Annotated in this window: 29 protein-coding genes and 1 tRNA gene; 19 read left to right on the forward strand and 11 right to left on the reverse strand. The window is 45.1% G+C overall.

Translation table 11 applies throughout. The annotated features are described in order from the left end of the window. Window positions 1–51: 51 nt before the first annotated feature. The 5 genes from QRD89_RS05880 (at window position 52) to QRD89_RS05900 (ending at window position 2,178) form a co-directional block, all read left to right on the forward strand. Window positions 52–300 (forward strand): hypothetical protein, encoded by a 249-nt coding sequence (locus QRD89_RS05880; protein WP_008638709.1) that lies wholly within the window; start codon window positions 52–54, stop codon window positions 298–300. Between the two features lie 68 nt (window positions 301–368). Next, a complete protein-coding gene (locus tag QRD89_RS05885) occupies window positions 369–695 on the forward strand; it encodes a DUF1360 domain-containing protein (protein ID WP_008638708.1) in 327 nt (108 codons plus the stop codon). Between the two features lie 50 nt (window positions 696–745). Next, the gene (locus tag QRD89_RS05890) at window positions 746–910 is read left to right on the forward strand and encodes a hypothetical protein (protein WP_193743891.1); all 165 of its coding nucleotides are present in this window, start codon (window positions 746–748) and stop codon (window positions 908–910) included. Between the two features lie 46 nt (window positions 911–956). Continuing rightward, window positions 957–1,244: a hypothetical protein gene (locus tag QRD89_RS05895; protein ID WP_008638706.1), complete on the forward strand. Its 288-nt coding sequence runs from the start codon at window positions 957–959 to the stop codon at window positions 1,242–1,244. Window positions 1,245–1,266: 22 nt separating this feature from the next. After that, the gene (locus tag QRD89_RS05900) at window positions 1,267–2,178 is read left to right on the forward strand and encodes an MBL fold metallo-hydrolase (protein WP_286096484.1); all 912 of its coding nucleotides are present in this window, start codon (window positions 1,267–1,269) and stop codon (window positions 2,176–2,178) included. Here the strand turns inward: QRD89_RS05900 and QRD89_RS05905 are convergent. The 4 genes from QRD89_RS05905 to QRD89_RS05920 all read right to left on the reverse strand — a co-directional run bounded on the left by QRD89_RS05905 (window position 2,158) and on the right by QRD89_RS05920 (window position 4,662). Then, the gene (locus tag QRD89_RS05905) at window positions 2,158–2,835 is read right to left on the reverse strand and encodes a DUF421 domain-containing protein (protein ID WP_286096485.1); all 678 of its coding nucleotides are present in this window, start codon (window positions 2,833–2,835) and stop codon (window positions 2,158–2,160) included. The genes QRD89_RS05900 and QRD89_RS05905 overlap by 21 nt on opposite strands. 109 nt (window positions 2,836–2,944) lie before the next feature. After that, window positions 2,945–3,370, reverse strand: coding sequence for a GNAT family N-acetyltransferase (locus QRD89_RS05910; RefSeq protein ID WP_062512918.1), 426 nt, complete (start codon window positions 3,368–3,370; stop codon window positions 2,945–2,947). A gap of 9 nt (window positions 3,371–3,379) precedes the next feature. Continuing rightward, window positions 3,380–3,895 (reverse strand): YjcG family protein, encoded by a 516-nt coding sequence (locus tag QRD89_RS05915; protein WP_008638702.1) that lies wholly within the window; start codon window positions 3,893–3,895, stop codon window positions 3,380–3,382. 38 nt (window positions 3,896–3,933) lie between these two features. Beyond that, a complete protein-coding gene (locus tag QRD89_RS05920) occupies window positions 3,934–4,662 on the reverse strand; it encodes an alpha/beta hydrolase (protein ID WP_008638700.1) in 729 nt (242 codons plus the stop codon). A gap of 251 nt (window positions 4,663–4,913) precedes the next feature. Between QRD89_RS05920 and QRD89_RS05925 the strand changes: the two genes are divergently transcribed. The 10 genes from QRD89_RS05925 to QRD89_RS05970 all read left to right on the forward strand — a co-directional run bounded on the left by QRD89_RS05925 (window position 4,914) and on the right by QRD89_RS05970 (window position 11,961). Continuing rightward, window positions 4,914–4,986: transfer RNA gene (locus tag QRD89_RS05925), tRNA-Val, on the forward strand. Window positions 4,987–5,617: 631 nt separating this feature from the next. Next, window positions 5,618–5,965, forward strand: coding sequence for a DMT family transporter (locus QRD89_RS05930; protein WP_008638120.1), 348 nt, complete (start codon window positions 5,618–5,620; stop codon window positions 5,963–5,965). Window position 5,966: 1 nt separating this feature from the next. After that, entirely contained in the window at window positions 5,967–6,281 is a 315-nt protein-coding gene (locus QRD89_RS05935) for a DMT family transporter (RefSeq protein WP_026578380.1), read from the forward strand. Window positions 6,282–6,305: 24 nt separating this feature from the next. Continuing rightward, window positions 6,306–6,587, forward strand: coding sequence for a monovalent cation/H+ antiporter complex subunit F (locus QRD89_RS05940; RefSeq protein ID WP_008638118.1), 282 nt, complete (start codon window positions 6,306–6,308; stop codon window positions 6,585–6,587). A gap of 66 nt (window positions 6,588–6,653) precedes the next feature. After that, on the forward strand, window positions 6,654–7,238 hold the full coding sequence (locus QRD89_RS05945; protein ID WP_008638116.1) for a TetR/AcrR family transcriptional regulator: 585 nt from the start codon (window positions 6,654–6,656) through the stop codon (window positions 7,236–7,238). Window positions 7,239–7,433: 195 nt separating this feature from the next. Continuing rightward, on the forward strand, window positions 7,434–7,778 hold the full coding sequence (locus QRD89_RS05950) for a PadR family transcriptional regulator (protein ID WP_286096486.1): 345 nt from the start codon (window positions 7,434–7,436) through the stop codon (window positions 7,776–7,778). Window position 7,779: 1 nt separating this feature from the next. Then, complete coding sequence (locus QRD89_RS05955) at window positions 7,780–9,048, forward strand: FtsW/RodA/SpoVE family cell cycle protein (protein WP_286096487.1); 1,269 nt, start codon at window positions 7,780–7,782, stop codon at window positions 9,046–9,048. Window positions 9,049–9,281: 233 nt separating this feature from the next. Further along, window positions 9,282–10,229, forward strand: coding sequence for a YdeJ family lipoprotein (locus tag QRD89_RS19265; protein ID WP_502875683.1), 948 nt, complete (start codon window positions 9,282–9,284; stop codon window positions 10,227–10,229). A 185-nt stretch (window positions 10,230–10,414) separates the two neighbouring features. Further along, complete coding sequence (locus QRD89_RS05965; protein WP_286096488.1) at window positions 10,415–11,200, forward strand: hypothetical protein; 786 nt, start codon at window positions 10,415–10,417, stop codon at window positions 11,198–11,200. A gap of 287 nt (window positions 11,201–11,487) precedes the next feature. After that, entirely contained in the window at window positions 11,488–11,961 is a 474-nt protein-coding gene (locus QRD89_RS05970; RefSeq protein ID WP_286096489.1) for a glutathione peroxidase, read from the forward strand. Window positions 11,962–12,038: 77 nt separating this feature from the next. Here the strand turns inward: QRD89_RS05970 and QRD89_RS05975 are convergent, their stop codons facing one another. After that, on the reverse strand, window positions 12,039–12,704 hold the full coding sequence (locus QRD89_RS05975) for a hypothetical protein (protein ID WP_286096490.1): 666 nt from the start codon (window positions 12,702–12,704) through the stop codon (window positions 12,039–12,041). Window positions 12,705–12,870: 166 nt separating this feature from the next. Between QRD89_RS05975 and QRD89_RS05980 the strand changes: the two genes are divergently transcribed. Then, window positions 12,871–13,116 carry a hypothetical protein gene (locus QRD89_RS05980; protein ID WP_062512927.1) on the forward strand — a complete coding sequence of 82 codons (246 nt, stop codon included), beginning with the start codon at window positions 12,871–12,873 and terminating at the stop codon, window positions 13,114–13,116. Window positions 13,117–13,163: 47 nt separating this feature from the next. Here QRD89_RS05980 and QRD89_RS05985 read toward each other — a convergent pair whose 3' ends face one another. From QRD89_RS05985 to QRD89_RS05995, 3 genes are all read right to left on the reverse strand, one after another. After that, window positions 13,164–13,676 carry a DUF3189 family protein gene (locus tag QRD89_RS05985; protein ID WP_286096491.1) on the reverse strand — a complete coding sequence of 171 codons (513 nt, stop codon included), beginning with the start codon at window positions 13,674–13,676 and terminating at the stop codon, window positions 13,164–13,166. A 197-nt stretch (window positions 13,677–13,873) separates the two neighbouring features. Then, window positions 13,874–14,647, reverse strand: coding sequence for a polysaccharide deacetylase family protein (locus tag QRD89_RS05990; RefSeq protein ID WP_286096492.1), 774 nt, complete (start codon window positions 14,645–14,647; stop codon window positions 13,874–13,876). 116 nt (window positions 14,648–14,763) lie between these two features. After that, the gene (locus QRD89_RS05995; RefSeq protein WP_286096493.1) at window positions 14,764–15,462 is read right to left on the reverse strand and encodes a DUF2306 domain-containing protein; all 699 of its coding nucleotides are present in this window, start codon (window positions 15,460–15,462) and stop codon (window positions 14,764–14,766) included. Between the two features lie 113 nt (window positions 15,463–15,575). On the opposite strand from QRD89_RS05995, the gene QRD89_RS06000 reads away from it, so the two are divergent. Both QRD89_RS06000 and QRD89_RS06005 read left to right on the forward strand, forming a co-directional pair. Next, window positions 15,576–16,151, forward strand: coding sequence for a TetR/AcrR family transcriptional regulator (locus tag QRD89_RS06000; protein ID WP_286096494.1), 576 nt, complete (start codon window positions 15,576–15,578; stop codon window positions 16,149–16,151). Window positions 16,152–16,251: 100 nt separating this feature from the next. Then, entirely contained in the window at window positions 16,252–16,416 is a 165-nt protein-coding gene (locus QRD89_RS06005) for a hypothetical protein (protein ID WP_286096495.1), read from the forward strand. 67 nt (window positions 16,417–16,483) lie between these two features. Here the strand turns inward: QRD89_RS06005 and QRD89_RS06010 are convergent, their stop codons facing one another. Beyond that, entirely contained in the window at window positions 16,484–17,248 is a 765-nt protein-coding gene (locus QRD89_RS06010) for an HAAS domain-containing protein (RefSeq protein ID WP_286096496.1), read from the reverse strand. After that, window positions 17,223–17,573, reverse strand: a complete 351-nt coding sequence (locus QRD89_RS06015; protein WP_008638104.1) for a PadR family transcriptional regulator — start codon at window positions 17,571–17,573, stop codon at window positions 17,223–17,225. Before QRD89_RS06015 ends, QRD89_RS06010 begins: the two co-directional genes overlap by 26 nt. A 167-nt stretch (window positions 17,574–17,740) precedes the next feature. Between QRD89_RS06015 and QRD89_RS06020 the strand changes: the two genes are divergently transcribed. Continuing rightward, complete coding sequence (locus QRD89_RS06020; RefSeq protein WP_008638103.1) at window positions 17,741–18,277, forward strand: hypothetical protein; 537 nt, start codon at window positions 17,741–17,743, stop codon at window positions 18,275–18,277. 50 nt (window positions 18,278–18,327) lie between these two features. On the opposite strand, the gene QRD89_RS06025 is transcribed toward QRD89_RS06020, so the two are convergent. After that, window positions 18,328–19,635 carry a DUF2254 domain-containing protein gene (locus QRD89_RS06025; RefSeq protein WP_286096497.1) on the reverse strand — a complete coding sequence of 436 codons (1,308 nt, stop codon included), beginning with the start codon at window positions 19,633–19,635 and terminating at the stop codon, window positions 18,328–18,330. Between the last annotated feature and the right edge of the window lie 246 nt (window positions 19,636–19,881).

Raw genomic sequence — 19,881 nt, forward strand, 5'->3', positions numbered from 1 at the left:
TCAGGGCAAACACCATAGATTAACAGTGAATTCGAATAAGGAGTGAATGGAATGTCTGAAAAGAAAAAGGTCATCCATGTGAAGGATCTTATCATTAAAGCAGATAACGTCATCATCGAACCACAGCACCATCGTCCTGACCACCACGGTCAAAAGGACAGAGACGATTTCGTCGATCCATTTTTCGGGGGACGCCGGCATAGAGAAGAGGCTGCAGAAGAAAGCAGCTCCAGAGAAAAACACCATAAAAAAGAAGATGATGAATCTTCAGATCGCCGCGGAGGATTCCGCTGGTTCTGATCCGTTTCGGTTTGTCGGCCACTACCAAAAGCGTAGTGGCTTTTTCTTCATGGAGAGGATGAAGGTATATGTTAAGTGTGTTTGAATTTCTGTTGATCGGTCTGGCCAGCTTCCGTTTGACCCGTTTGTTGGTCGCGGACTATATCTTTGAATGGCTCCGGAAACCGTTTATGGAAACAAAAATCGTCAAGAATGAAGAGGGAATCGAGGAAGAGTGGATTGAACCGAAAGGGTTTATCGGGGAAGGTCTCAGCTGCCAGTGGTGTGTCGGTGTCTGGTCCTCGCTGCTAATGCTTCTCTTCTATATGATTGTTCCTTACGGAGAATGGCTCATCTGGCTGTTAGCCGTCGCCGGGATCCAGTCGATGTTGTACCTGTGGACCGATCGGCTGTGAGTGAGGAAAAAAAGGATAAGACGTTATTTGATGTATTGCAGGAAATAAATATGGAAACGTCGAAAAACTATGGCATCATCCGTCAACCGGAGAAGAAATTCGGCCAGTGGGAGAAGGACTTCCAAGCCTGGGAGGGGCGCTTCGATAAGCGGATGACGGACATGGAAGCTTTCCTGAATAAGCAAATAGGAAAAATGGAAGGGTTCTTTGAGTGAGTAGCATAGGCGGAATGCGGGTATAGAAAGAAAAGGAGGGAGCAGGATGGGATATATTCTGCCGGTCCATTTCTATCAGTATCAGGATTATCAGGAACGGGTCGTGGAAGCACACCGGACTTCATATGGCATAGAGAAGGTTTTTCAGGCGGACCTCGCATCAAAGCTCCGACACGGTGATCATCCGGAGGTAGAAAAGCAGAAGTATGAACCGCTCTCAACGCTATACACATCCGGCCGCTTTCATGCATCCGAGCAGCCGTCTCCGAAGAAAGTGGAGAATGTTTTCTCGGAAATGACAGGAAAAGGACGCCGTTTCAGCGAAGAAGTATGAAAACGCTGAAAGGGTGGAGGACGTGTCATTTACTGCGATGAACGACCATTGTTTCTACTGGAAAGGTTCCGTCAATATCGGCTATGTAAATAAAGGGGAGAGTGGCCTGCTTATAGACGCGGGACTCGACCGCTCTTCTATAAAAAAGGTGCTCAAGGAGATCAGGAAAAGGGATCTTCCATTGACGCACCTTTTTATTACGCACGCACACGCGGATCATTACGGAGGCGCATCGTATGTGCAGGAACAGTATGATGTCCATACGATGGCTGCTCCGCTTGAAGAGGCTGTCTTACGCTATCCGCAGCTGGAGCCGCTCTATTTGTCCGGTGGCAACGATCCGGTTCCAGAGCTCAACAATAAGTTTCTGCAGGGGCCGCCAGTTCGGATAGACGATGTGGTAGGTGCAGGGAAATTTCCAATAGGGGAGATGGAAGGGGAGGCGTTTTTTCTTCCGGGCCACAGCTATCATCAGCTCGGTATTAAAGTGGAAGGAGTGTTATATGCGGCCGACAGCTATTTCGGCATCGATACCTTACATAAGCACAAAATCCCTTATTTAACAGATGCACATGCTGCTTTGGAGAGTCTTCGGCAGCTTCGGGATATTCCATGTGAAGGATCCCTTCCGGGGCACGGGGAGTATGAAACAGATCATACGGCTGTAATCGATGCAAATATCGCCTATCATGAAGGAATTCTCCATTGGCTGCATCGATTTATCAGAGGCCGTGACGGAGTATCACAGGAAGAGGTGCTCACGGCGATGTGCAGCCGGTACGAAGTGGAAACGAAGGGGCTTTCCCAGTTTCTTTTATATCGGACGGCCGTCACGGCCTATTTGATCGGATTGAAAAAAGCGGGCCTCATCGAGGACCGCGTGGAGGGGAACCGCTGGATGTTCCACTCTGCTTCACATGCTGAGAATATATAACTGTTTGTCGCCGTCTGTATATTCGGCATACATGATTTCCTTGGGCTCGTTGTAATTCTGTGCCTTCAGCTGCCGCTCGAGCCAGGCTTCGTCAAAACCAGCTTCCAGCAGATTGTCCCAAATGATCTCACCGTCGCTGATGATGGTCCTCGGCAGCGGCACCTCTTCCGGTGTCAGTTTCATATCGTCCCTCGTCACGTTCTGAAACTGCGATGCTTTCAAAACAGACATCGTACCGTCCGTTTCCAAAAGAGCATACTGGACTTCCTTCATGGAAAACACGTCTTTCGAACGAAGCAGGTGTTGGAGCTGGTCGAGATCGAGTTTGTTTTTCTTCAACTGCTCTCTGTCGATTTTTCCTTTGTAGATGATCAGGGAGGGCATACCTTCAAGCAGTTTCCTTGTCCCTTTGAACTTCTCCGTGATGATTTCCGTCGTATAGATAAGAATGCTCCATAAGAGGATGGCATACCCGATATCAAGGACGCCGACTTCCGGATCATAGAGAGCATTACCGACCAGCTCCCCTAGGACAAGAGCCGCGATGAAGTCGAACGCCGTAATCTGTGTAATTTGGGATTTACCGAGTACTTTTGTCATGATGAAGAGGGCGACAAAGCCGAACAGTGTTTCTATTGTGATGTTTATATAATCCATATTGTCACGATCCCTTATAACTTCTTATACGCTCCATTGTAGTCAAAAAAATGTATGCTTAAACAGAAGTAGAAGGCAAAAGAAAAGCCGCCGGGAAAGGCGGCTTTTTCTAGCTTAGTTTTTTGACCATGGTCACGTGCGGGATGCCGGCATCCATGAACTCCCCGGATATGGTGACATATCCTAACGATTCATAAAATTTCTCTGCCTGGGTCTGTGCATTCAATTTCGCTTTGTCATACGCGTATTCACGCGTCACGGCTTCCATTTCTTCGATCATCTTTCTGCCGTATGAACGGCCGCGCTGATCTTTCATGACACAGATTCGCTCGAGCTTCCCATACCCGTTCACGAAGCGGAGTCTGGACGCGGCGACTGGTTCTCCGCTCTCATATCCGACGAAATGAATCGCCGATTCTTCCAATTCGTCAATCTCCAATTCCTCCGGGACGTGCTGTTCCTCTACGAAAACCGTGCGCCTGACATAATAAGCATCCTGACGCTGGCTGTCTTTGGTGACTTTAACGATGTCCATCAAAGCAGATCACCCTTGGCCGAGGCGGAACGTTTCATAAACGCTCCATGCACCGTTTTCTAATTGATAAAGAAGCTGGAAGCGGTCCACTTCATCCTGAAGATCGAATTTAAGCATACGCAGGCTGCCGTATACATCAGAGAATTCCTCATCCGAAAGCTTCTGGGCGATCGTGATGTGCGGAACGAATTGATACGCACGCTCTTCCGGCATCTGGCCGGCATGTAGTTTATCGTTCAAAGCGAAGATCTCTTCGGATGGATCGATCTTCAAATAAATAGTATTGGTCACCGGTGAAAAAGAGCTGACTTTATAGACGCCGTAGGAGAAAGGCTGTGTTTCTTTAGCGATTTCCTTCAATTCAGGGATGATGGTGTTTTCAATTTCCGCCTCATCCGCTTCAAACGGCTCCTTCATCGTAATGTGCGGGGGAACAAGCGCATAATGGGGATCGTAACGCTTGCGGTAAGAATTCGCCACATCCTGTACTTTTTTCGATGGAAAAACTGCAATGCCGTATTTCATTAGGCTAACCCTCCTGATTCTTCCTTTATATGTTTCCATTATTCTTTCCCAAACATGTTCAACAAAGCACGTTCAAAATCCTGCTGCCAAGAGCCCCATGTATGATCTCCGTCCAATTCATGATACGTATAGCTGAGCGGCTGACGTTCAAGAAAGTCGCGGAGCTCGCGGTTCGGAGTAAGGAAATCCAGCGTGTCTCCGTCTGTCGTGACAACGGATGTTTCTTCCTTGCCGATCGTATGGTCGATCGTAAGCGCGGAGAAGTCGCGGGCAGACGCCAGTACCTCCATTACATGCTCATCCACATAAGGACTCTGTGCAATAACATTACCGAAAATATTCGGAAACTTGGCTGCCGTCATCAAGCCGAGCGTGCCGGCAAGCGAATCTCCGGCAAGCGTGCGTCCACGGCCCATATGGTAGCCGGGGAGCTCTTCATCAAGAAACGGAACGACTTCCCGAATGAGAAAATTCACATAATCGCCCTGACGTGAACCGTCCGGATGATACTTTTCACGGCGGTCGTACTTATCCTGATAATGGATGCCGATGAAAATCGTATTCTCTATCCGGTTGTCGCGGTGCAGCTTATCACTGAGTGTCGCCGCCCGTCCCATTTGGAAGTAGTCGTTTCCATCCTGCATGATACAGAAATGGTATTTATACAAGGAGGAGAAATTCTTCGGCTTGTACACCTTCAGCTTCATCGTCTCCTGTAAGTAGACACTTTCTATTTCATACTCTGTCATGGATCCTTCCCTACCCAAATTCCAGCCACCTCCTCACAACAGGGAAATTCACAAAAAATTTCCCTTCCTATATCCAATGTAAACGTGTTCTCACTTATTTTATCATACTATTGTGTAAAAAGTTGAATGGAAGAGAAAGGAGGATTTAATAGAGGAAAAGAAGGGAATTTACATTTTGTTAAAAATATTTTTAATATCCGTTGACATCTTTCTCGATCCATAGTATATTATTACTTGTCAGCAGGAAACGCCGACAAAATACTACATACGATTCCGTAGCTCAGCTGGGAGAGCGCCACCTTGACAGGGTGGAGGTCGTTGGTTCGAGCCCAATCGGAATCATCTTACAAAGTGCTGGGATGGCGCAGTTTCTCAAAAAGGAGAGGCTGCGTCATTTCTATTTATTTCAGTACCTGTGGCCGAGATTTTTTAATTACCCTTCCTTGCTCTTCGAAAAAACACTTACCATTCTTTGATTTCCATGCACTTACCTATGAAGAAGATAATCCATAACTTAATATACACAGTAAGATAAATAGAAACTCGGCAAAGAAGAGCATTCAGGCTCTTCTTTTCAGGATTACAAGCAGTTTTATAAGGATTAATACCAGCCACAAAAGCAAAATCCCGCCAGCCAGTGTTTCTATACCAGATAATTCATTAAAACTGATTTTTGGTATAAATATCGCAGCAATTACTATGCCTAAGAGGTCTGTTGCATTCAACCTTCTCTTGGTCATACCGGAGTAATTACCTTTGGTGTTCCTTTCTCTAATGTTTTCCAAATTTACACGCCCTCTGGTCGTTAAAGTAGTTGTACTTATATCGGGTATATTTTCAATTTGTTTAGTATGCTTTCCGCTTCCACATGTTCAGCAGTCACTTTTAAGTATTGATACTTGAAAGTGGATGATATTTATCATAAAATCTAACTAACGTTCGTTAGATTTTTTATTATAGGAGGATTTTAATAATGGCATGGTTCTATCTTGTTTTAGCTGGTCTGAGTGAAATAGGTTGGGCATTCGGATTGAAACTGTCAGAAGGTTTCACGAACATCCTTTACGTCATCCCGACAGTCATCTTAATCATTTTCAGTTTTTGGTGTTTCTCCAAATCGCTGTCCGTTTTACCGGTATCAACAGCGTATGCGATCTTCACAGGTATAGGAGCATTTGGTACGGGGGTATTGGGGATGTTGTTCCTCGAGGACAGCGTGAGCGTGTTGAAAGTATTGTTACTGGTAGTATTAATCAGCTGCATCATCGGTCTTAAGTTAGTTGGAGAACAACCGGAAGAAGAAGCGGAAAGGAGCGTTTAATATGAGTTGGTTTATTTTGATTATGGCAGGGTTGATGGAAGTTGGGGGCGTAATCTTCCTGAAATTATCGGAGGGGTTTTCCAAACTCAAGCCGACCTTGATTTTTATAATTTTCATGGCATCCAGTTTTCTTTTACTATCCTTATCCTTAAAGTCTATCCCAATAAGCGTCGGCTATGGGATATGGACTGGTGTGGGAGCTGCCGGGAGTGTTCTTTTAGGAATGTTCCTCTTTCATGAACAAAAAAATCCTAAAAAGATTGCACTCGTTATTGGTGTCATCTCCTGCATTGTAGGATTAAAATTTGTTTCTTAATTCATGGAGGAAGGGGGAGGGACATTGACAGATATCCTTATTTTCACAGTGGATCTATGCATCATCACGGTTGCCATCTCTATTTTAATATTAGTGATTCGTGCGATGAAAGGACCGTCGGAAGCTGATAAATCGGTAGCATTGGACGCTATTGGTATAAACATGATGGCGATGACCGGCCTTTTGGCCATTAAATTGTCTACTACCTGGCTGAGCGATGTCCTTTTACTGATAGGGATTTTGCTTTTTGTAGGAACAGTGGCCACAGCTAAGATTATCGAGAAACGAAATATTATTGAAAAATAAAGGAACTTATGACATAGTGAACTCTGATGAACGCTTGAAGTGCGTGTATGAAAAGGAGTTGTAAGCATGTCAAAAGGGGAAGAGACGAAGAAAAGAATACTTGATAATGCTTTAGTCACCTTTGCGGATAAAGGATATGAGCAAACCTCACTGAAGGACATTGCAGTAAAGTCGAATATAAAGGCGCCGTCTATATACGCTTATTTCTCCAGCAAGGACCATTTGTTTGAAGAAGTTGTTGAGTTAACGATGGCTAAGTATGTCGCATTCATTTCGGAGCAGTATCAGGAACTGTCCTCTTATGATATGGAAAAAAAGCTGTATCACCTGCTGATCGATCTGAATAAGTATTTCTATAATAATAGTATCGGGCTGTTTGTAAGAAGGTTCTTTATTATTCCTCCCGAACCATTCAAAGAGTTGATAAATAGTAAGTATCTGGAGATGGAGCATGCAATTAAGCACCTTCTTCATACCATTTTCAAAGAAGAAGATGGGAACGATACATTCGTAGATTTTGAAGTGATACTCACTTCCTATTTGTGTATATTGGATGGAACGTTAATCTATTTGATGAATTTCCCTTATGACGTGTATAGGAAACGGTTGGATGATTCCTGGGGTACTTTCTGGAATGGGATACAAAAATAAAGGACGACCTGCTTCAGCTCCAATCGGTCAAGAGAACAGGAATAAAATATAGTCCAAACCGTGGAATCGAGGCGCTTCTTTTAAAGACGTCTCGATTTTTATTTGTCATCTTATTGACAAACGCTTGAGGACGGCATATCCTTATACCTAGATAAACTATGCATAGTAATTCTAGGTATGAGGAGTGATGGACAAATGAAGGTCAACAAGGAGTTATTGAAAGGCAGCACCTCCATCCTCATCCTCAGCCTGCTCAATAACAGGCCCATGTACGGGTATGAATTGATCAGGGTGATGGAAGAGAAGTCGAACGGGGTATTTAGTCTGAAAGAAGGGACACTTTACCCACTGCTGCATTCCCTTGAAAAAAATAAAGTAATCGAGTCGTATTGGGGGCAGGGGGATACCGGGAGAAAGAGAAAGTATTATCGATTAACCGCAGAAGGCAGAGTGTTTATGGAAGAGAAACGAGAAGAGTGGTCTACGTTTAAAGTGGCGGTAGACGATATATTAGCGTGGGAAAGGATGGCATGGGAATAACATGGAAAATCCGATAACAGCGTACATAGATAAGGTTTGCCGGCGAATTAAGAATAAGAGTCTCCATCAAGAGATTAAACTGGAAATAGAAGATCATTTGATGGAGCTTAAAGAGAATGCTCTGCGTAATGGATGTTCAGAAGAGGAAGCGCTGGATCAAGCCTTTTCTCAAATGGGTGACCCGGATGAAATAGGAAAGCAGCTTCATAGAACCCATCGAAGAAAAGTGGAGATGACCATCATTCTGCCCGTATTTATCACTTCGATCGTCGGCTTGCTTTCCATGTATTTCATTCAATCCTATACTCCTGATGGAATGATCGGATCTATATTTACCAACAGCTTAATTTATTATTTGGCGGGTGCGGCGCTTCTGGCAGTATTCTACTGCCTTGATTATTCGCGTATCCTGCGCTGTTCCTCCTACATCTATGCAGGTGCCATTTCGATACTCCTGCTCAGTTTATTTATCGGTGTCCGGGCAGGGGGAGCTCCTTATTTGGATATAGGTATAGCTATGCTCGACGTTTCCGGTATAAGTGCTTTAATTGTCGGAGTAGCTCTAGCAGGCATCTTTGAGTCTTGGAATTGGAAGAAGCCTGCTGATGGAGTGATCGGCATAGGAATACTTGTCCTTCCGGTTGTGCTGTTGGCAATGATGGGAGTTGTCTCGTACACCCTTTGTTTGTTGATCTGCTTAGTAGTCATGACAGCGTCCGGAGCCGGTTTTAGGCAGGTGACTGGTTTTGTTACAGCTTCAGCAGCTGTTCCCGTCTTCCTCTTTGCATTTGACTTTGCTCCATTTTCCTACTTTGCACCGGAGGCTGTACGAAACAGCATTGAAATATCCAGCCTTTTGAGTTCGGCCGGGTGGTTCGGAGCAGGTTTCTCTATGAACGCAGGCACTCTTTCTGAAGTTCATACGGACTATATTTTCGTATACGTCATCCATTCTTTTGGTTGGCTTGCTGGAATAAGCCTGCTGTTCCTCATCAGCTTATTCGTCCTTCGGATGATTTATATGTGGAAACAAGTGAAACCTGGGCAGGGGAAGTTAGCAGCGTTAGTGATTGCTGTGGTTATTTCTTTGCACTTTATCATCAGCATCCTGACGAACATGGCTGTCCTTCCGTCCCTGGGAATTGCACTTCCGTTTATGAGCTTCGGTGGTTCTTCCATCCTCATTGATATGGGGGCAGTCGGACTGTTCTTAAATATCTGCCACAGAGGATATGAGGAAACATCAGTAGGAACAGAAGTCCCTGCATGAAGGAAAGGTGACCGCTTTTACAGCTGGTCATCTTTTTTTATGTGAAAGTGAAGTGTGGTATTTTATGTAAAATATGATACGATAAAGTCGGCATGTAGTTCCAAATGGAGCGGACAGCACAAGTTTGGAAAATGCAGATTTGGGAGTCGGTAGAAGAAACTAAGTTTCCCGCTGGTATCCAGACGGGGTTCCGGTTTATTCTACTTAATTTGTATCTGAAGGAAGGGTAACGAATGAAAAAAAGAATCATTGTTTTAACAGCCTGTATGATGACAGGCCTCGTCCTGTCCGGCTGCTCCGGGGAGGAAGGACAGAACGACGATCAAGCATCGGATGATAACGTCGAGGAAACGGTCGCTGCAGAAGAATCATCGTCCGATCCGAAAGAAGATGGGGAGGAAAATTCGTCTTCGTCGACAGAAGAGGCACATGCGGAAGAAGCGGCAAGTGATTCATCTTCCAACTCTATCGATACATATTTGCAGGAGAACTACAAAGTTGATCAGGCACATTATGAAACAGATGTCTGGGAGAGTGATTCCGGTGTGACGAATCTTACCGTCAACCTGATGCCGGACACAGAAGCATATAGTCAGGAAATGGACAAGAAATTTCAGAACGGTCAGTCAGAAGTGGAGGAAGACATAGAAAGTCTCTTCGATGTAGCAGCCCGGATCATGAAGGAACTTCCGGAAGAGAAAGGACGGGTCGATTCGGTTAATTGGGTATCCTATGACGGGGAATCCACCGTTACTCTGATCCAGGATTACGAGCACAGTGAAAAGCCGGCCGGCGACGATGCCCTGTCGAAGTATTCGGATGAGCAGATCGAGTATGCACGGGTTTGGCTCCAGCTCGGTCCGAATCAGGATATTGATGAATTGAACGTCCGAATCATTCCTGCGGGAGAGAAGCTGAATCCTGATGACGAAACCAGTGCTGTTTACCCCGAGGACGTCATCCAGTTGGCCGGCTCCCGTTTGGTGGATGGATCGGTCACGTATAGTGGAAATGGGGACGGCACCATCAATGTGTATAATGTTCCGCTGCGCTGGGATGGGAAATATCCGGCAGGGAAAGATTTCTACAATGAAATCATAGAATCCACTAAGCTCGTCCCGGTTGAAACCGCTGAGGATGAGGAAGTCATCCGACTGATCCAACTGCAGAAAATTCAATAAAGGAATGAGATATAAGCTCTTGTTAGCTCTTTTTCATTGTTAATGAATCAGAGGTTCTAACAAGAGTTTTTTTAATTCCAATAAACCTATTATTTTTACATATAATTACAATAAAGTTAAAAATTATGTTTCTGTTGCCCGCCGGAGGGTAAGTAGTCCTTAATACAGGTGAGGAGGAGTTATTATTGAAAAGTATCCTTCGGTCAGTGTCCTTGATCGTATGCGCTGTGCTGTTTTTCAGTGGAACTTTTGTGTTCTTTCAGGAAGGAAAAGGGAATAGAGTCATATATGCGTCAGAAAAAACGACGTCTATACCCAATGAAATCATTGAAAAAGCAGATCCTTACATTACCATCACACGATCAAATGGAGAGAAACAGGAGGCTGGGACAGCGGATGATTGCGCAGGGGATAATGACCCGGATTGCCCGTACTTACCTGGTGATGGAAAAGAGATCCCTAACCCTGGTGACAAGCAATATATAATAGAGGATGGAACAAAGCCGGTGTACTATCAATACAAAATTGATTTAATCGGTTTAATAGAAGAAGTCGGTTCGGAACAAGCGATGGATATTTGGAGAGTTGTCCTGGATCGAAATTCCGCCATGAAAAACGTTGATTTTAGAGACGGCACCTATCTTGCGGATACAAAGAGTGTGAAGGTTGCGGCGGTTACTCCTGTGACGGATGGCTTTTCTGCCCAGGATGTCGAATTTGGTGAGAATGACATTGAATTTCATTGGTGGGGAGCAGAATTGTCATTAACAGGGGACATGGTAGGGTATTTAATCGGTCTTGGAGTGGGAGCGGCAGGTTTAGCTTTAGGCCAATTCTTCCCTGGTATCTGGGTAGCTGTCGGAACGTTTGCAGCGGAATCTATAGTTGGTTTGATTTTAACTCTGAATACGCCTGACCCAGTCATCATCACTTATCAATGGGGAGGACAGCCGGTAGTCGAAACACCATAGGAGGGATGCTTTATCAGCAAGGCAGCTATCACATCATTAGTTATTGCAGGGTGGGTTATTTTATACTCTCTGCTGTATTTTTTAGTAGCGGAACCCTTGGTAAAGTATCCGTTAATTGGATTAAGCCTGTTGGCGGCTTTCTTCATCCAGAAGAAATTAACGGAGAAATATGCTGATTCAGGAAAAGGAAGATCGTAGCTCTGCTTTTGGCAGGGCTCTTTTTATGAAGCAAAATAGAAGGTGGAAAGCCGGCAGTATTGTATGATAGATACAGGAGGTGGAGGAGAATGTCTGTCTATGAATATGTAGTCCAGGATAAAAGCGGGGGAGAAGTCAGCCTCGGTGATTATGAAGGTAACGTGCTGTTGATTGTCAACACGGCGACGAAGTGCGGCCTTGCAAACCAGTTCGAGGGGTTGGAGGCACTTCATCAGAAATACGAATTGGAAGGGCTGCGCGTGCTCGGCTTCCCTTGTAATCAATTCATGAATCAGGAGCCGGTTTCAGATGAAAACATGGCACAGGAATGTAAAATCAACTTTGGCGTCACGTTTCCGCTTTTCAAGAAGATCCAAGTGAACGGGAAAGATGCTGACCCGTTATATAAGTACCTGAAGACGGAGCAGAAGGGTCTGCTTGGAAGTGATATTAAGTGGAACTTCACCAAGTTCCTTGTCGATCGTAAGGGGAATGTCGTAAAACGGTTCGCTCCGAAGACAAAGCCTGAGCAAATAGAACAGGATATTCAAGAGCTCCTTTAAAGGGAAAAGCCTTCTTTTCGAGGAAGGCTTTTTATTTTGCGCGAATCCCGGATGGAAAATCCGCGATTCCTCTTTTTTTACCCTTTTCCTTCCTCGACAGCCTGCTTAATTAGATCAAGCGGGTGTGCTTCCTTTGACTTCTTCTCATACACGACTTTTCCATCCTGCCACTGGATGAGTGTCTGCTTGGAATCGGCAAATCCGTTGATCTTGATGACACCTCTATCCTCCGGGGCAGGGAGGTAGTGGTCCTCTAAATAGTCCACGATATCAGCTGCGAGTTTCTCATTGTCCGGATAGTCAGCATTAGCGTATTGATCATCCAGGGGGAAATCCGTTTCGATCAACCAATTCCCTTCGTTCCAAAGAATGTGTTCATGACCCGCACCGGCGTCTCTCGAAGCTTTAATGCCGTGGCCGAGTTCCATATTCGTCTGTTCGATCTTCCGATAGTCTTCGATGTAAGCGGCAGCTTGTCTTTCTGAGTCAAAAGATTTTTTTGTGAAAGGACGTGTGTCCTCTCCTTCTGCCGTTTTCTCCGCTTCTGATGAAGAAGCGGTTTCTTTATCTGTCTCTTCGTTCGCTTCATCAGACGCATTCGTCTTATCCTTTACATCGGTTTCCTGTGACTGCTCTGTTGCTGACGGATCGTCTTCATCGGTTGTTTCGGCATTGGAACTGCAAGCTGCCATGGTTACGGCCATCCCTAAGAAAAGCACAGCCATATAATTTTTTACTTTCATGTAAGATTCCACCTTTAATATGGTATATATCTCTCTTCCTCCCGAACTGCTTCGTTAAACGAAGCAGTTCAAAAGTGGTCGTTCTGATGAAGGAATCCGTTCTTAACGAAACACACTTCCATGCACAGGGAATAAGATGTAGGAAAATGTGAGGCGAGGTGCAACAATGCCACTTTCTTTAGTTTTTAATCAAATAGCAGTAAATGCGACGAATGAAAACTCGACGATAGCAACGGGTCAGGTCAACCAGCCTGATTGGACTTGGCAGGGTAAGAACAACAACGCAGCTGGAATAACGGTTGGTTTTTTTGTATCCAATAATACCTTCAACACGCTGATTGATAATGATATCAATGATGCAAATACGGCGAACCCTGAATTGAGTAACCCGCAGCCCAATATTCAATGGTAATGGAATACAGGAAAGAAGAGACCCTTATGGGTTTCTTTTTTATGTTTTTAAATGTGGAAGTCATCATTTTCTAAAACAAGGATTGATTCATCCGTATCTTCTTCTGCGGTCTTAATCGTATGCTCAACAAGGCTGGCAATCAGTGGGTGACACTTTTGGGCCCCTTTAACGAGGAGAGGAACACCGAGGGAATCGATACCGAGCCCCCTGGATAATCCTCCACCTATCGACATCACAAACGGAACGGTAGGGGAAGTGTTGCTGAAAACGATGCGGTCTTCGATATCGAACAATTGGAAGAAGATCTGGCAGAGGTCGCTCAGCGCAGGCACGACTAGATTCTGGGATTTTCGTCCGATGGTGTAGACGTCATGGCCCTTTGAATCCTGTCCGTGGAAAAGCAGTCTCCCTGCGTCTTTTTTTGTCAATTTGTTGAAAAAGGGAATCTCTAAAATGTCTTGTTTATCGAGGGTCTGCCCCTTTTGTAAGTAACCGAGATGATAGGCTGCTGCAATCGACGTGGTATGAGTACCGCCGTAATCGTTATAAATATAAATCATAAGGATGCCTCTTTTCCGTCATAATACTATTATCGTGAACCTGGACTCTCTACATATTCGTATAAGGGCGTAGAGGAGAAATTTCTATTATTCATACTAATGTCCAGGACGCAGTAGGTGCTGTTCCGTCCATTTTAATTGGAGTATAAGAAAAAAGACAAACTCATCCACACGGAGTTTGTCTTCAGGAAGAGGAGTCAGTTCCATGTTTCCTCTACATTCAATTCCTTCAGATATTGGTAACGCGGGTCCATGCGCATCAGCTCGGAAACCGTCACCAGCTGATATCCGCGCTTCTTCAATCCCGGAAGAATTTTCTTTAAAGCCTGGACGGTCTGAGATCTGTCCCCACCGCCGTCATGAAATAGGATGATGTCCCCGTTCTGCACTTTCGTCAGAACGTTTGCGACGATTTTACCCGCCCCCGGCTGCTTCCAGTCATAGGTGTCCTGGTGCCAGGACCAGAGGACGAAGGTATAGCCTTCTTCGTTGACTGCATTAATGATCCGCGTGTCATAATATCCTCCCGGCGGCCGGAATAACGTCGTCGATGTGTTGGTAATTCCTTCGATGACGTCATTCGTCCGGTTCAGATCTTCTTTAATTTCTGTCGTACTCATCCTTGGCATGCTGCCATGACTGTACGTATGGTTGGCAATTTCATGGCCGGCCAAAGCGGTCTGCCGGATGACGTCAGGATTTTCTTCTGCTCTTGACCCCATTACAAAAAATGTCGCTTTTGCATCATATTTGTCAAGCAGATCCAAGATTTCAGGTGTATAGGTGTCGCTTGGTCCGTCATCAAAGGTAATGGCAACACTCTTGGAGGGGTTAGGCACTTCCCAGACAGCAGACCCTTGATTTTCGTAAAAAGAGCGTGGACGTTTCAACTCGGATGCGTGACTGTACGTAGTGCTGATACACACGAATAGTAAGACCAGTACCGCAATCCAGTTACTAATATTTTTCATTTATGATCACCCATTCACCCTTTGGGAAACGTATAGGCTTAATGTGAGCTTTTCGGGCCGCGATTATTCCGGGACGTCCCATACATTTTTCCCGGTTGAAACCGGGACCTGAATGTTCACAAGGAAGCGGCTTTATCCAACGTTTTTTTCTTCGTGGGCGTGTATTTCCGCGTGAAGTAAGCGATGAGCGGGGTGAAGATCATAGTCGGCAGCAGCCATAGCAGGAAATTGCCCTGATCAAGATTCAATAGCCTTGGTGCGCCAAAGACCGTAAAAGCGGTGATGGTGGAGATGGAGCAAGAGAGCATGCCGACTAAATGTTCAATAATCCAGCTGCGTTTATAGCGCATCGGACGAAGCCAGTACGCGAGCTGGCTTCCACCAAGGAATAAGCCGATGATAGGAAAATAACTGATTAACCCATTCCCGATTGCAAATCCATAGGCCATGCAGCAGATGGCTCCAAGCAGCAAGGAAATAGAAGCGGCAAGATCAAGGGGATGGCGGTGGACGGCTTCTTTCTTTTTGAAGCGTAAAACGCGTATGCCGTAATAGGCAGTCGTAGCACTTAACAACGAAATGAAGAGCAGGAACGTGGAAAATGCCATTCGTTCGGGGGATGTATCCGGCTGGAAGAATATTCGGATGACGGCAAGGGAGGCTGCTGAAACGCTGACGATGGTCATGGCGATGACGAACAGCCATCCGAAGCGGTTGTGTACCTTTCCGCCTTTCTTCGTGAACAAAGGGATCCACAGCAGGAATAAGGCACTGAAACCGGCAGCAATATGAAGGAATAAAAAGAATGGAAACATGGGATGACCTTCTTTCTTTTATTATAATATCAAGTTTACATACCGACCGTCGGTTTGTAAAGGAGTTTTACAAACCATTGGTCGGTTTTGTATGATGGAGGAGAGGTGAAGGTATGAAAGCTCAACAAACGTGGGAAAAGCTGCTTGATGAAACGGAGCGTTTAATAAAAGAAAAAGGCTGTCAAAAGACGACACTGAAGGATATCATGGAACGGACCGGACTGACGAAGGGCGGCATTTATCATTATGTGGAAAGTAAAAACGAGCTGTTCGCTCAATTGATGAGCAGGGGGCTGAGATCAGCAAACGAGCGCTTTTATGAGGCGGCTGGAGATAAGGAACGTCCGGAACTCGATTCTCCTTTAAGACAGACACTCGACACATTCCACTTCGATGAAGAGGACGTAAGTAAGGAGATATTTCTGTATTTGATCAGTCAACGCCACGATTCCAAGGTAGCGGAGTTGCTGCAGGAGCACCATCAATCTGCCTTTCAGCAGTCGAAACAGTGGATTGAATTCGGCAAGGAACACGGTGTAATCGGTCCACATGTGGATGCGAAAAAAGTTTCAGAGCTGTTCCTTTTGATCGGTTATGGGATGAATATGTATCACGCGGTGTCCAAGGAACCGGTCGCTATGAAGCAGGAGGAGCTTTTTCATTACATGAAACGCCTGCTGGCACCATGATCGTTGCTCCAGGGAGCAGTAATGGCCTCAATAGACAGTGGTCGTATATTAGGGGTTTTCAGCACGATGAGGAAGTTCTGATAAGGTGAGGTTTATAAAAATGAATCCAATTATTTTAGTAACCATTGTGGTGTTTTTCATTATATCTTACAAATTCATCCAAGTACATCGGAACAAAGAAGTCTCCAAGCATAACAAGATCCTGGGGTGGTGGCTGTACAGCCTCAGCATCATCGGTTTAATGGGAGTGAATGTACTACTTTAACAAAGGTCTTCCGACAGCTCAAAGACAACCGCGCACCGTCGATTCTCGGCAGCGTGCAAAGAGCGCCTCATCCATGATGGGCGCTTTTGTTATTGTCTTTTTTGTTCATCAGGAAGAGGAGCACGGCCATACCACCAAAGATGAGCACCGATTCTACAATTAACGAAGTTTCTCCCCCTATGCTCAACCAAGGGACAACCAATCGCGGAAGAAAAAGAATGGCCGGGATGGCGATGAAAAGCCACGTTTTCATCCATATCGCCGCACCGATAAAAAATAGAATCGGGACGATCGTTGCTGTAAGAACGGCGGTGTCATTCAAGGCAATGGATGGGGATGCGACCGAACGATCCAGGAAGATAAGGCCTATGAACATAGCTATCGGAATGATGCCGAGGGCACCGCACACAGAATATTCCCCTACTTTTCCCCATGAACGGGAGGCAAGAGCACGGAAGCCGGCAGCGACCATGAATAAGAAAGCCACCGAAAGTGCCGGATAACCGATGAGTTCAATCATCGAGTAGGATCGCTTTCCGTCGATCATGTCGCCCAACACATAATAGGCCATCCCTCCGAACACGATGAGGGGGATGTAGCGGGCCATTGCCTTGAAGTCGATTTCCATTTCTCCGGACAATTGCTCCATATAGGCTTTTGGAGACTGGCCGATAATATCTTTAACATTCTTCCCCTGCTTCTCTGCTTTGGATAAATGATCGTGCAGTTCCTCAACAATCGCCTCTGTTTCTGTTTCATTTTTTCCGCTTGAAATCAGGTAGAGCCTGAGGTTTTCTAGAAACCGACTACTTTCCTTCGACAGATTTTCCATTTTGTTCCTCCTTGATCAGTTGGTTTACACCCATGGAAATCGTATGCCACCGTTCCGTGAATGCGGCAAGCTCTTGTCTGCCTTCCTCTGTGATGGTGTAATATTTCCGTTTTGGTCCCCCGGAGGGAAGTTTCTTCTGGTGTGTTTCCACTAATCCCTGCTTTTTCATTCGCAGCAACAGTGGGTAAATGCTTCCTTCTTTCACCATAGAGAAACCGTAACGGTCCAGTTTTTCAATCATTTCGTATCCGTATGTTTCTCCTTTATTAATGATGGCGAGGAGGCATCCCTCCAGAATTCCTTTCAATATCTGGCTAGATGACAACCCTTTTCCTCCTTTCACTATATTGTTTAACAAGATAGTGGGGTGTAAGAATGCCTTGCTATCTTGCATTACAAGGTAATTGGAATATACCATGATTATCCAACCTGTGCAAGCACACTTTTTCTTTTTGTAAGAATAATATACAGGGAAGAGAGGAGGCGGCGGTGATGGAGGGATGGACAGATGTTTCCTTCCTTGCGACGTTTCTAGGAATTGTCGTTTCCGGAGCAGTAGCCATTTATATTATGCGGAGTCAATTCCGATACGATATTGCTGTCAGGAAAAAAGAGGAAATAGAGAGTTATTGGAAAGTTCATGCTGTGCTGAGCGGTCAGTTGCAAAGAGCGATCGACGGTTTTCAATTTTATGAAGATGCCGAAGTCAAAGATGAAGAAATGCTGCAACAGTCACTCACGCGTGTCCTGGACTCACTCGGTGGATTGGATATGGATGGCGTGGAGTACAACGGCCAAAGGATACACAGATCGATCATTAGAGAAGTTGCGTTCTTAATTGATCTGGATAATTCCCCTTTTATGGAGGTCGTTGACGTGGATCCGGGGATCTATGAGGATTACAAGTATATGTATCTGCGGCAGGTCATGGGAAGATTGACGAGAATTCAGAGGCAGCTTCTTCGCTTTCATGAAGAGCAGCACAACAGATACAAAAAGCTGAAGAAGTGGACGAAACGGTTTGAATAGCTTTAGGAATAGAAGGACGCCTGATCAGAGGATCAGACGTCCGTTTTGGATCAGCTGTTCATCGAACAAGCCTGCTTCACTTTATCCACCTGTTTGGAATAATAAGCATAATCCAGTTCATTTTCATCTATTTCGATCGCTTTCTGCATATACTCGGTAAATCTCCAGACGTCTTCCTTGACTGCATTTCCGTTGACAAGAGCGACTTTATATAAGGCTTCAAGCACTCCGTTCATGACGGAAATATCGTGACTGCCGTAAATGCGGATCTGGTAAAAGCTTTTGTACAAGTATTCTTCGAAGTGACGCGGCTCCATGATAAGGCGGAGTTCATCGTCTGCGTCAATGAAATACCGGTAAGGCTTAAATTCCCTGCCTAATTCGGAAAGGAGAGATCCGATCCGGTTGATACAGTTGATAGCCGTATGAGGGTCGTTGATACTCGGAGAAATAGCCTTCACCGATATTTCAACCAGCTTCTCGATCGAAAACTCCAAATCCTGACTGTCGACACGTTCGTTGCCGATCAACAGATATTCAGTGCACTTCTGATCATTGTCGACTTCATGCCTGGACCATAATTTAAAGAGAGGCATACCTTTTTGGATGTAATCCCCGATTTGGAAAGTTGCTTCTATTACGGCATCTTCTCTCTTCGCCCATTTGATCAAAGGGCCGATCTGAATATATTGAATGTATCCTGTCACTTTGGAATTTATAAAGAATGGTTCTCCTGCGCGGATGGAATGCAGTGCATCTTCCGACCATTCCCCGCTTTGCTTATAGGATTTGTCCTGGTATGTTTTCCTGATCAATCCGGACGTCCTGTCCCTGATTTCGCTGATCAGGTTGTTCACCTGCACGAAGCGGGAGGAGTGATGGATGAACAAAATAAAAAAGGCAAGACAGAAGATGGACACGACGACCGTGAAGAAAGGACTTGCCATCAATTTTTTCTTATCTTCGGTCAAAAGTAATAAGTTCAGCAATGCGAAAATGAATCCGAATGAATAGACACCCAGAACGTGCTGGGTGAAGCGGTTTTTCATGAAGTCCTGCAGCGTCCGCGGTGAAAATTGTGTCGTGTAGGTGGTGAGTACGACCATGATGGTGGAAAAGCTGATCGTCGTCATCGTTAAAATAGCTGTGATGAGCGCACTGTACAGAGAACTCGCTATATCCTGATTCGTCAAGACGATATTCGGTACGAAGTCTTGAATGAGCGGAAGCAGATAAAAGTCCGCAATCGTCATAAGGATAACGGAGATAATGGAAAATATGCCGTAGATCATCGGCAGAAACCAGAAACTGTCCCGTACGTTGACGCGCATCCTGGTGGAATTCGGCGTTTTTTGCATGCAGCATCCCCGCTTTCATTATGTAGTATACAATTTTATGTTTTCCCTTATTTAAGGATGGTTACTCTAAAAGCGTGTGAAATATCTTCAATTTTTTTTCTTGGATTGAACCCTTGGTAAATAAGCAGTTAAAGGATATTAACATTTAATAGGGGATTTTTGAACTAGTTATCTCCGCTTTTTTTGGTTATTCTGTAAACAAGTCGTTTTATAAAAAGAGAGATGGTATAGGGGTCAATGTTCAAA

Origin of the sequence: Halobacillus sp. ACCC02827, assembly GCF_030291935.1 — a bacterium.
Taxonomy (GTDB): domain Bacteria; phylum Bacillota; class Bacilli; order Bacillales; family Halobacillaceae; genus Halobacillus.

Coding starts and splice junctions, on each gene's coding strand:
- QRD89_RS05880 (WP_008638709.1), top strand. CDS start 52: ATGTCTGAAAAGAAAAAGGTCATCCATGTGAAGGATCTTATCATTAAA.
- QRD89_RS05885 (WP_008638708.1), top strand. CDS start 369: ATGTTAAGTGTGTTTGAATTTCTGTTGATCGGTCTGGCCAGCTTCCGT.
- QRD89_RS05890 (WP_193743891.1), top strand. CDS start 746: ATGGAAACGTCGAAAAACTATGGCATCATCCGTCAACCGGAGAAGAAA.
- QRD89_RS05895 (WP_008638706.1), top strand. CDS start 957: ATGGGATATATTCTGCCGGTCCATTTCTATCAGTATCAGGATTATCAG.
- QRD89_RS05905 (WP_286096485.1), bottom strand. CDS start 2,835: ATGGATTATATAAACATCACAATAGAAACACTGTTCGGCTTTGTCGCC.
- QRD89_RS05910 (WP_062512918.1), bottom strand. CDS start 3,370: ATGGACATCGTTAAAGTCACCAAAGACAGCCAGCGTCAGGATGCTTAT.
- QRD89_RS05915 (WP_008638702.1), bottom strand. CDS start 3,895: ATGAAATACGGCATTGCAGTTTTTCCATCGAAAAAAGTACAGGATGTG.
- QRD89_RS05930 (WP_008638120.1), top strand. CDS start 5,618: ATGGCATGGTTCTATCTTGTTTTAGCTGGTCTGAGTGAAATAGGTTGG.
- QRD89_RS05935 (WP_026578380.1), top strand. CDS start 5,967: ATGAGTTGGTTTATTTTGATTATGGCAGGGTTGATGGAAGTTGGGGGC.
- QRD89_RS05945 (WP_008638116.1), top strand. CDS start 6,654: ATGTCAAAAGGGGAAGAGACGAAGAAAAGAATACTTGATAATGCTTTA.
- QRD89_RS05950 (WP_286096486.1), top strand. CDS start 7,434: ATGAAGGTCAACAAGGAGTTATTGAAAGGCAGCACCTCCATCCTCATC.
- QRD89_RS05955 (WP_286096487.1), top strand. CDS start 7,780: ATGGAAAATCCGATAACAGCGTACATAGATAAGGTTTGCCGGCGAATT.
- QRD89_RS19265 (WP_502875683.1), top strand. CDS start 9,282: ATGAAAAAAAGAATCATTGTTTTAACAGCCTGTATGATGACAGGCCTC.
- QRD89_RS05970 (WP_286096489.1), top strand. CDS start 11,488: ATGTCTGTCTATGAATATGTAGTCCAGGATAAAAGCGGGGGAGAAGTC.
- QRD89_RS05975 (WP_286096490.1), bottom strand. CDS start 12,704: ATGAAAGTAAAAAATTATATGGCTGTGCTTTTCTTAGGGATGGCCGTA.
- QRD89_RS05980 (WP_062512927.1), top strand. CDS start 12,871: ATGCCACTTTCTTTAGTTTTTAATCAAATAGCAGTAAATGCGACGAAT.
- QRD89_RS05985 (WP_286096491.1), bottom strand. CDS start 13,676: ATGATTTATATTTATAACGATTACGGCGGTACTCATACCACGTCGATT.
- QRD89_RS05990 (WP_286096492.1), bottom strand. CDS start 14,647: ATGAAAAATATTAGTAACTGGATTGCGGTACTGGTCTTACTATTCGTG.
- QRD89_RS05995 (WP_286096493.1), bottom strand. CDS start 15,462: ATGTTTCCATTCTTTTTATTCCTTCATATTGCTGCCGGTTTCAGTGCC.
- QRD89_RS06000 (WP_286096494.1), top strand. CDS start 15,576: ATGAAAGCTCAACAAACGTGGGAAAAGCTGCTTGATGAAACGGAGCGT.
- QRD89_RS06005 (WP_286096495.1), top strand. CDS start 16,252: ATGAATCCAATTATTTTAGTAACCATTGTGGTGTTTTTCATTATATCT.
- QRD89_RS06010 (WP_286096496.1), bottom strand. CDS start 17,248: ATGGAAAATCTGTCGAAGGAAAGTAGTCGGTTTCTAGAAAACCTCAGG.
- QRD89_RS06020 (WP_008638103.1), top strand. CDS start 17,741: ATGGAGGGATGGACAGATGTTTCCTTCCTTGCGACGTTTCTAGGAATT.
- QRD89_RS06025 (WP_286096497.1), bottom strand. CDS start 19,635: ATGCAAAAAACGCCGAATTCCACCAGGATGCGCGTCAACGTACGGGAC.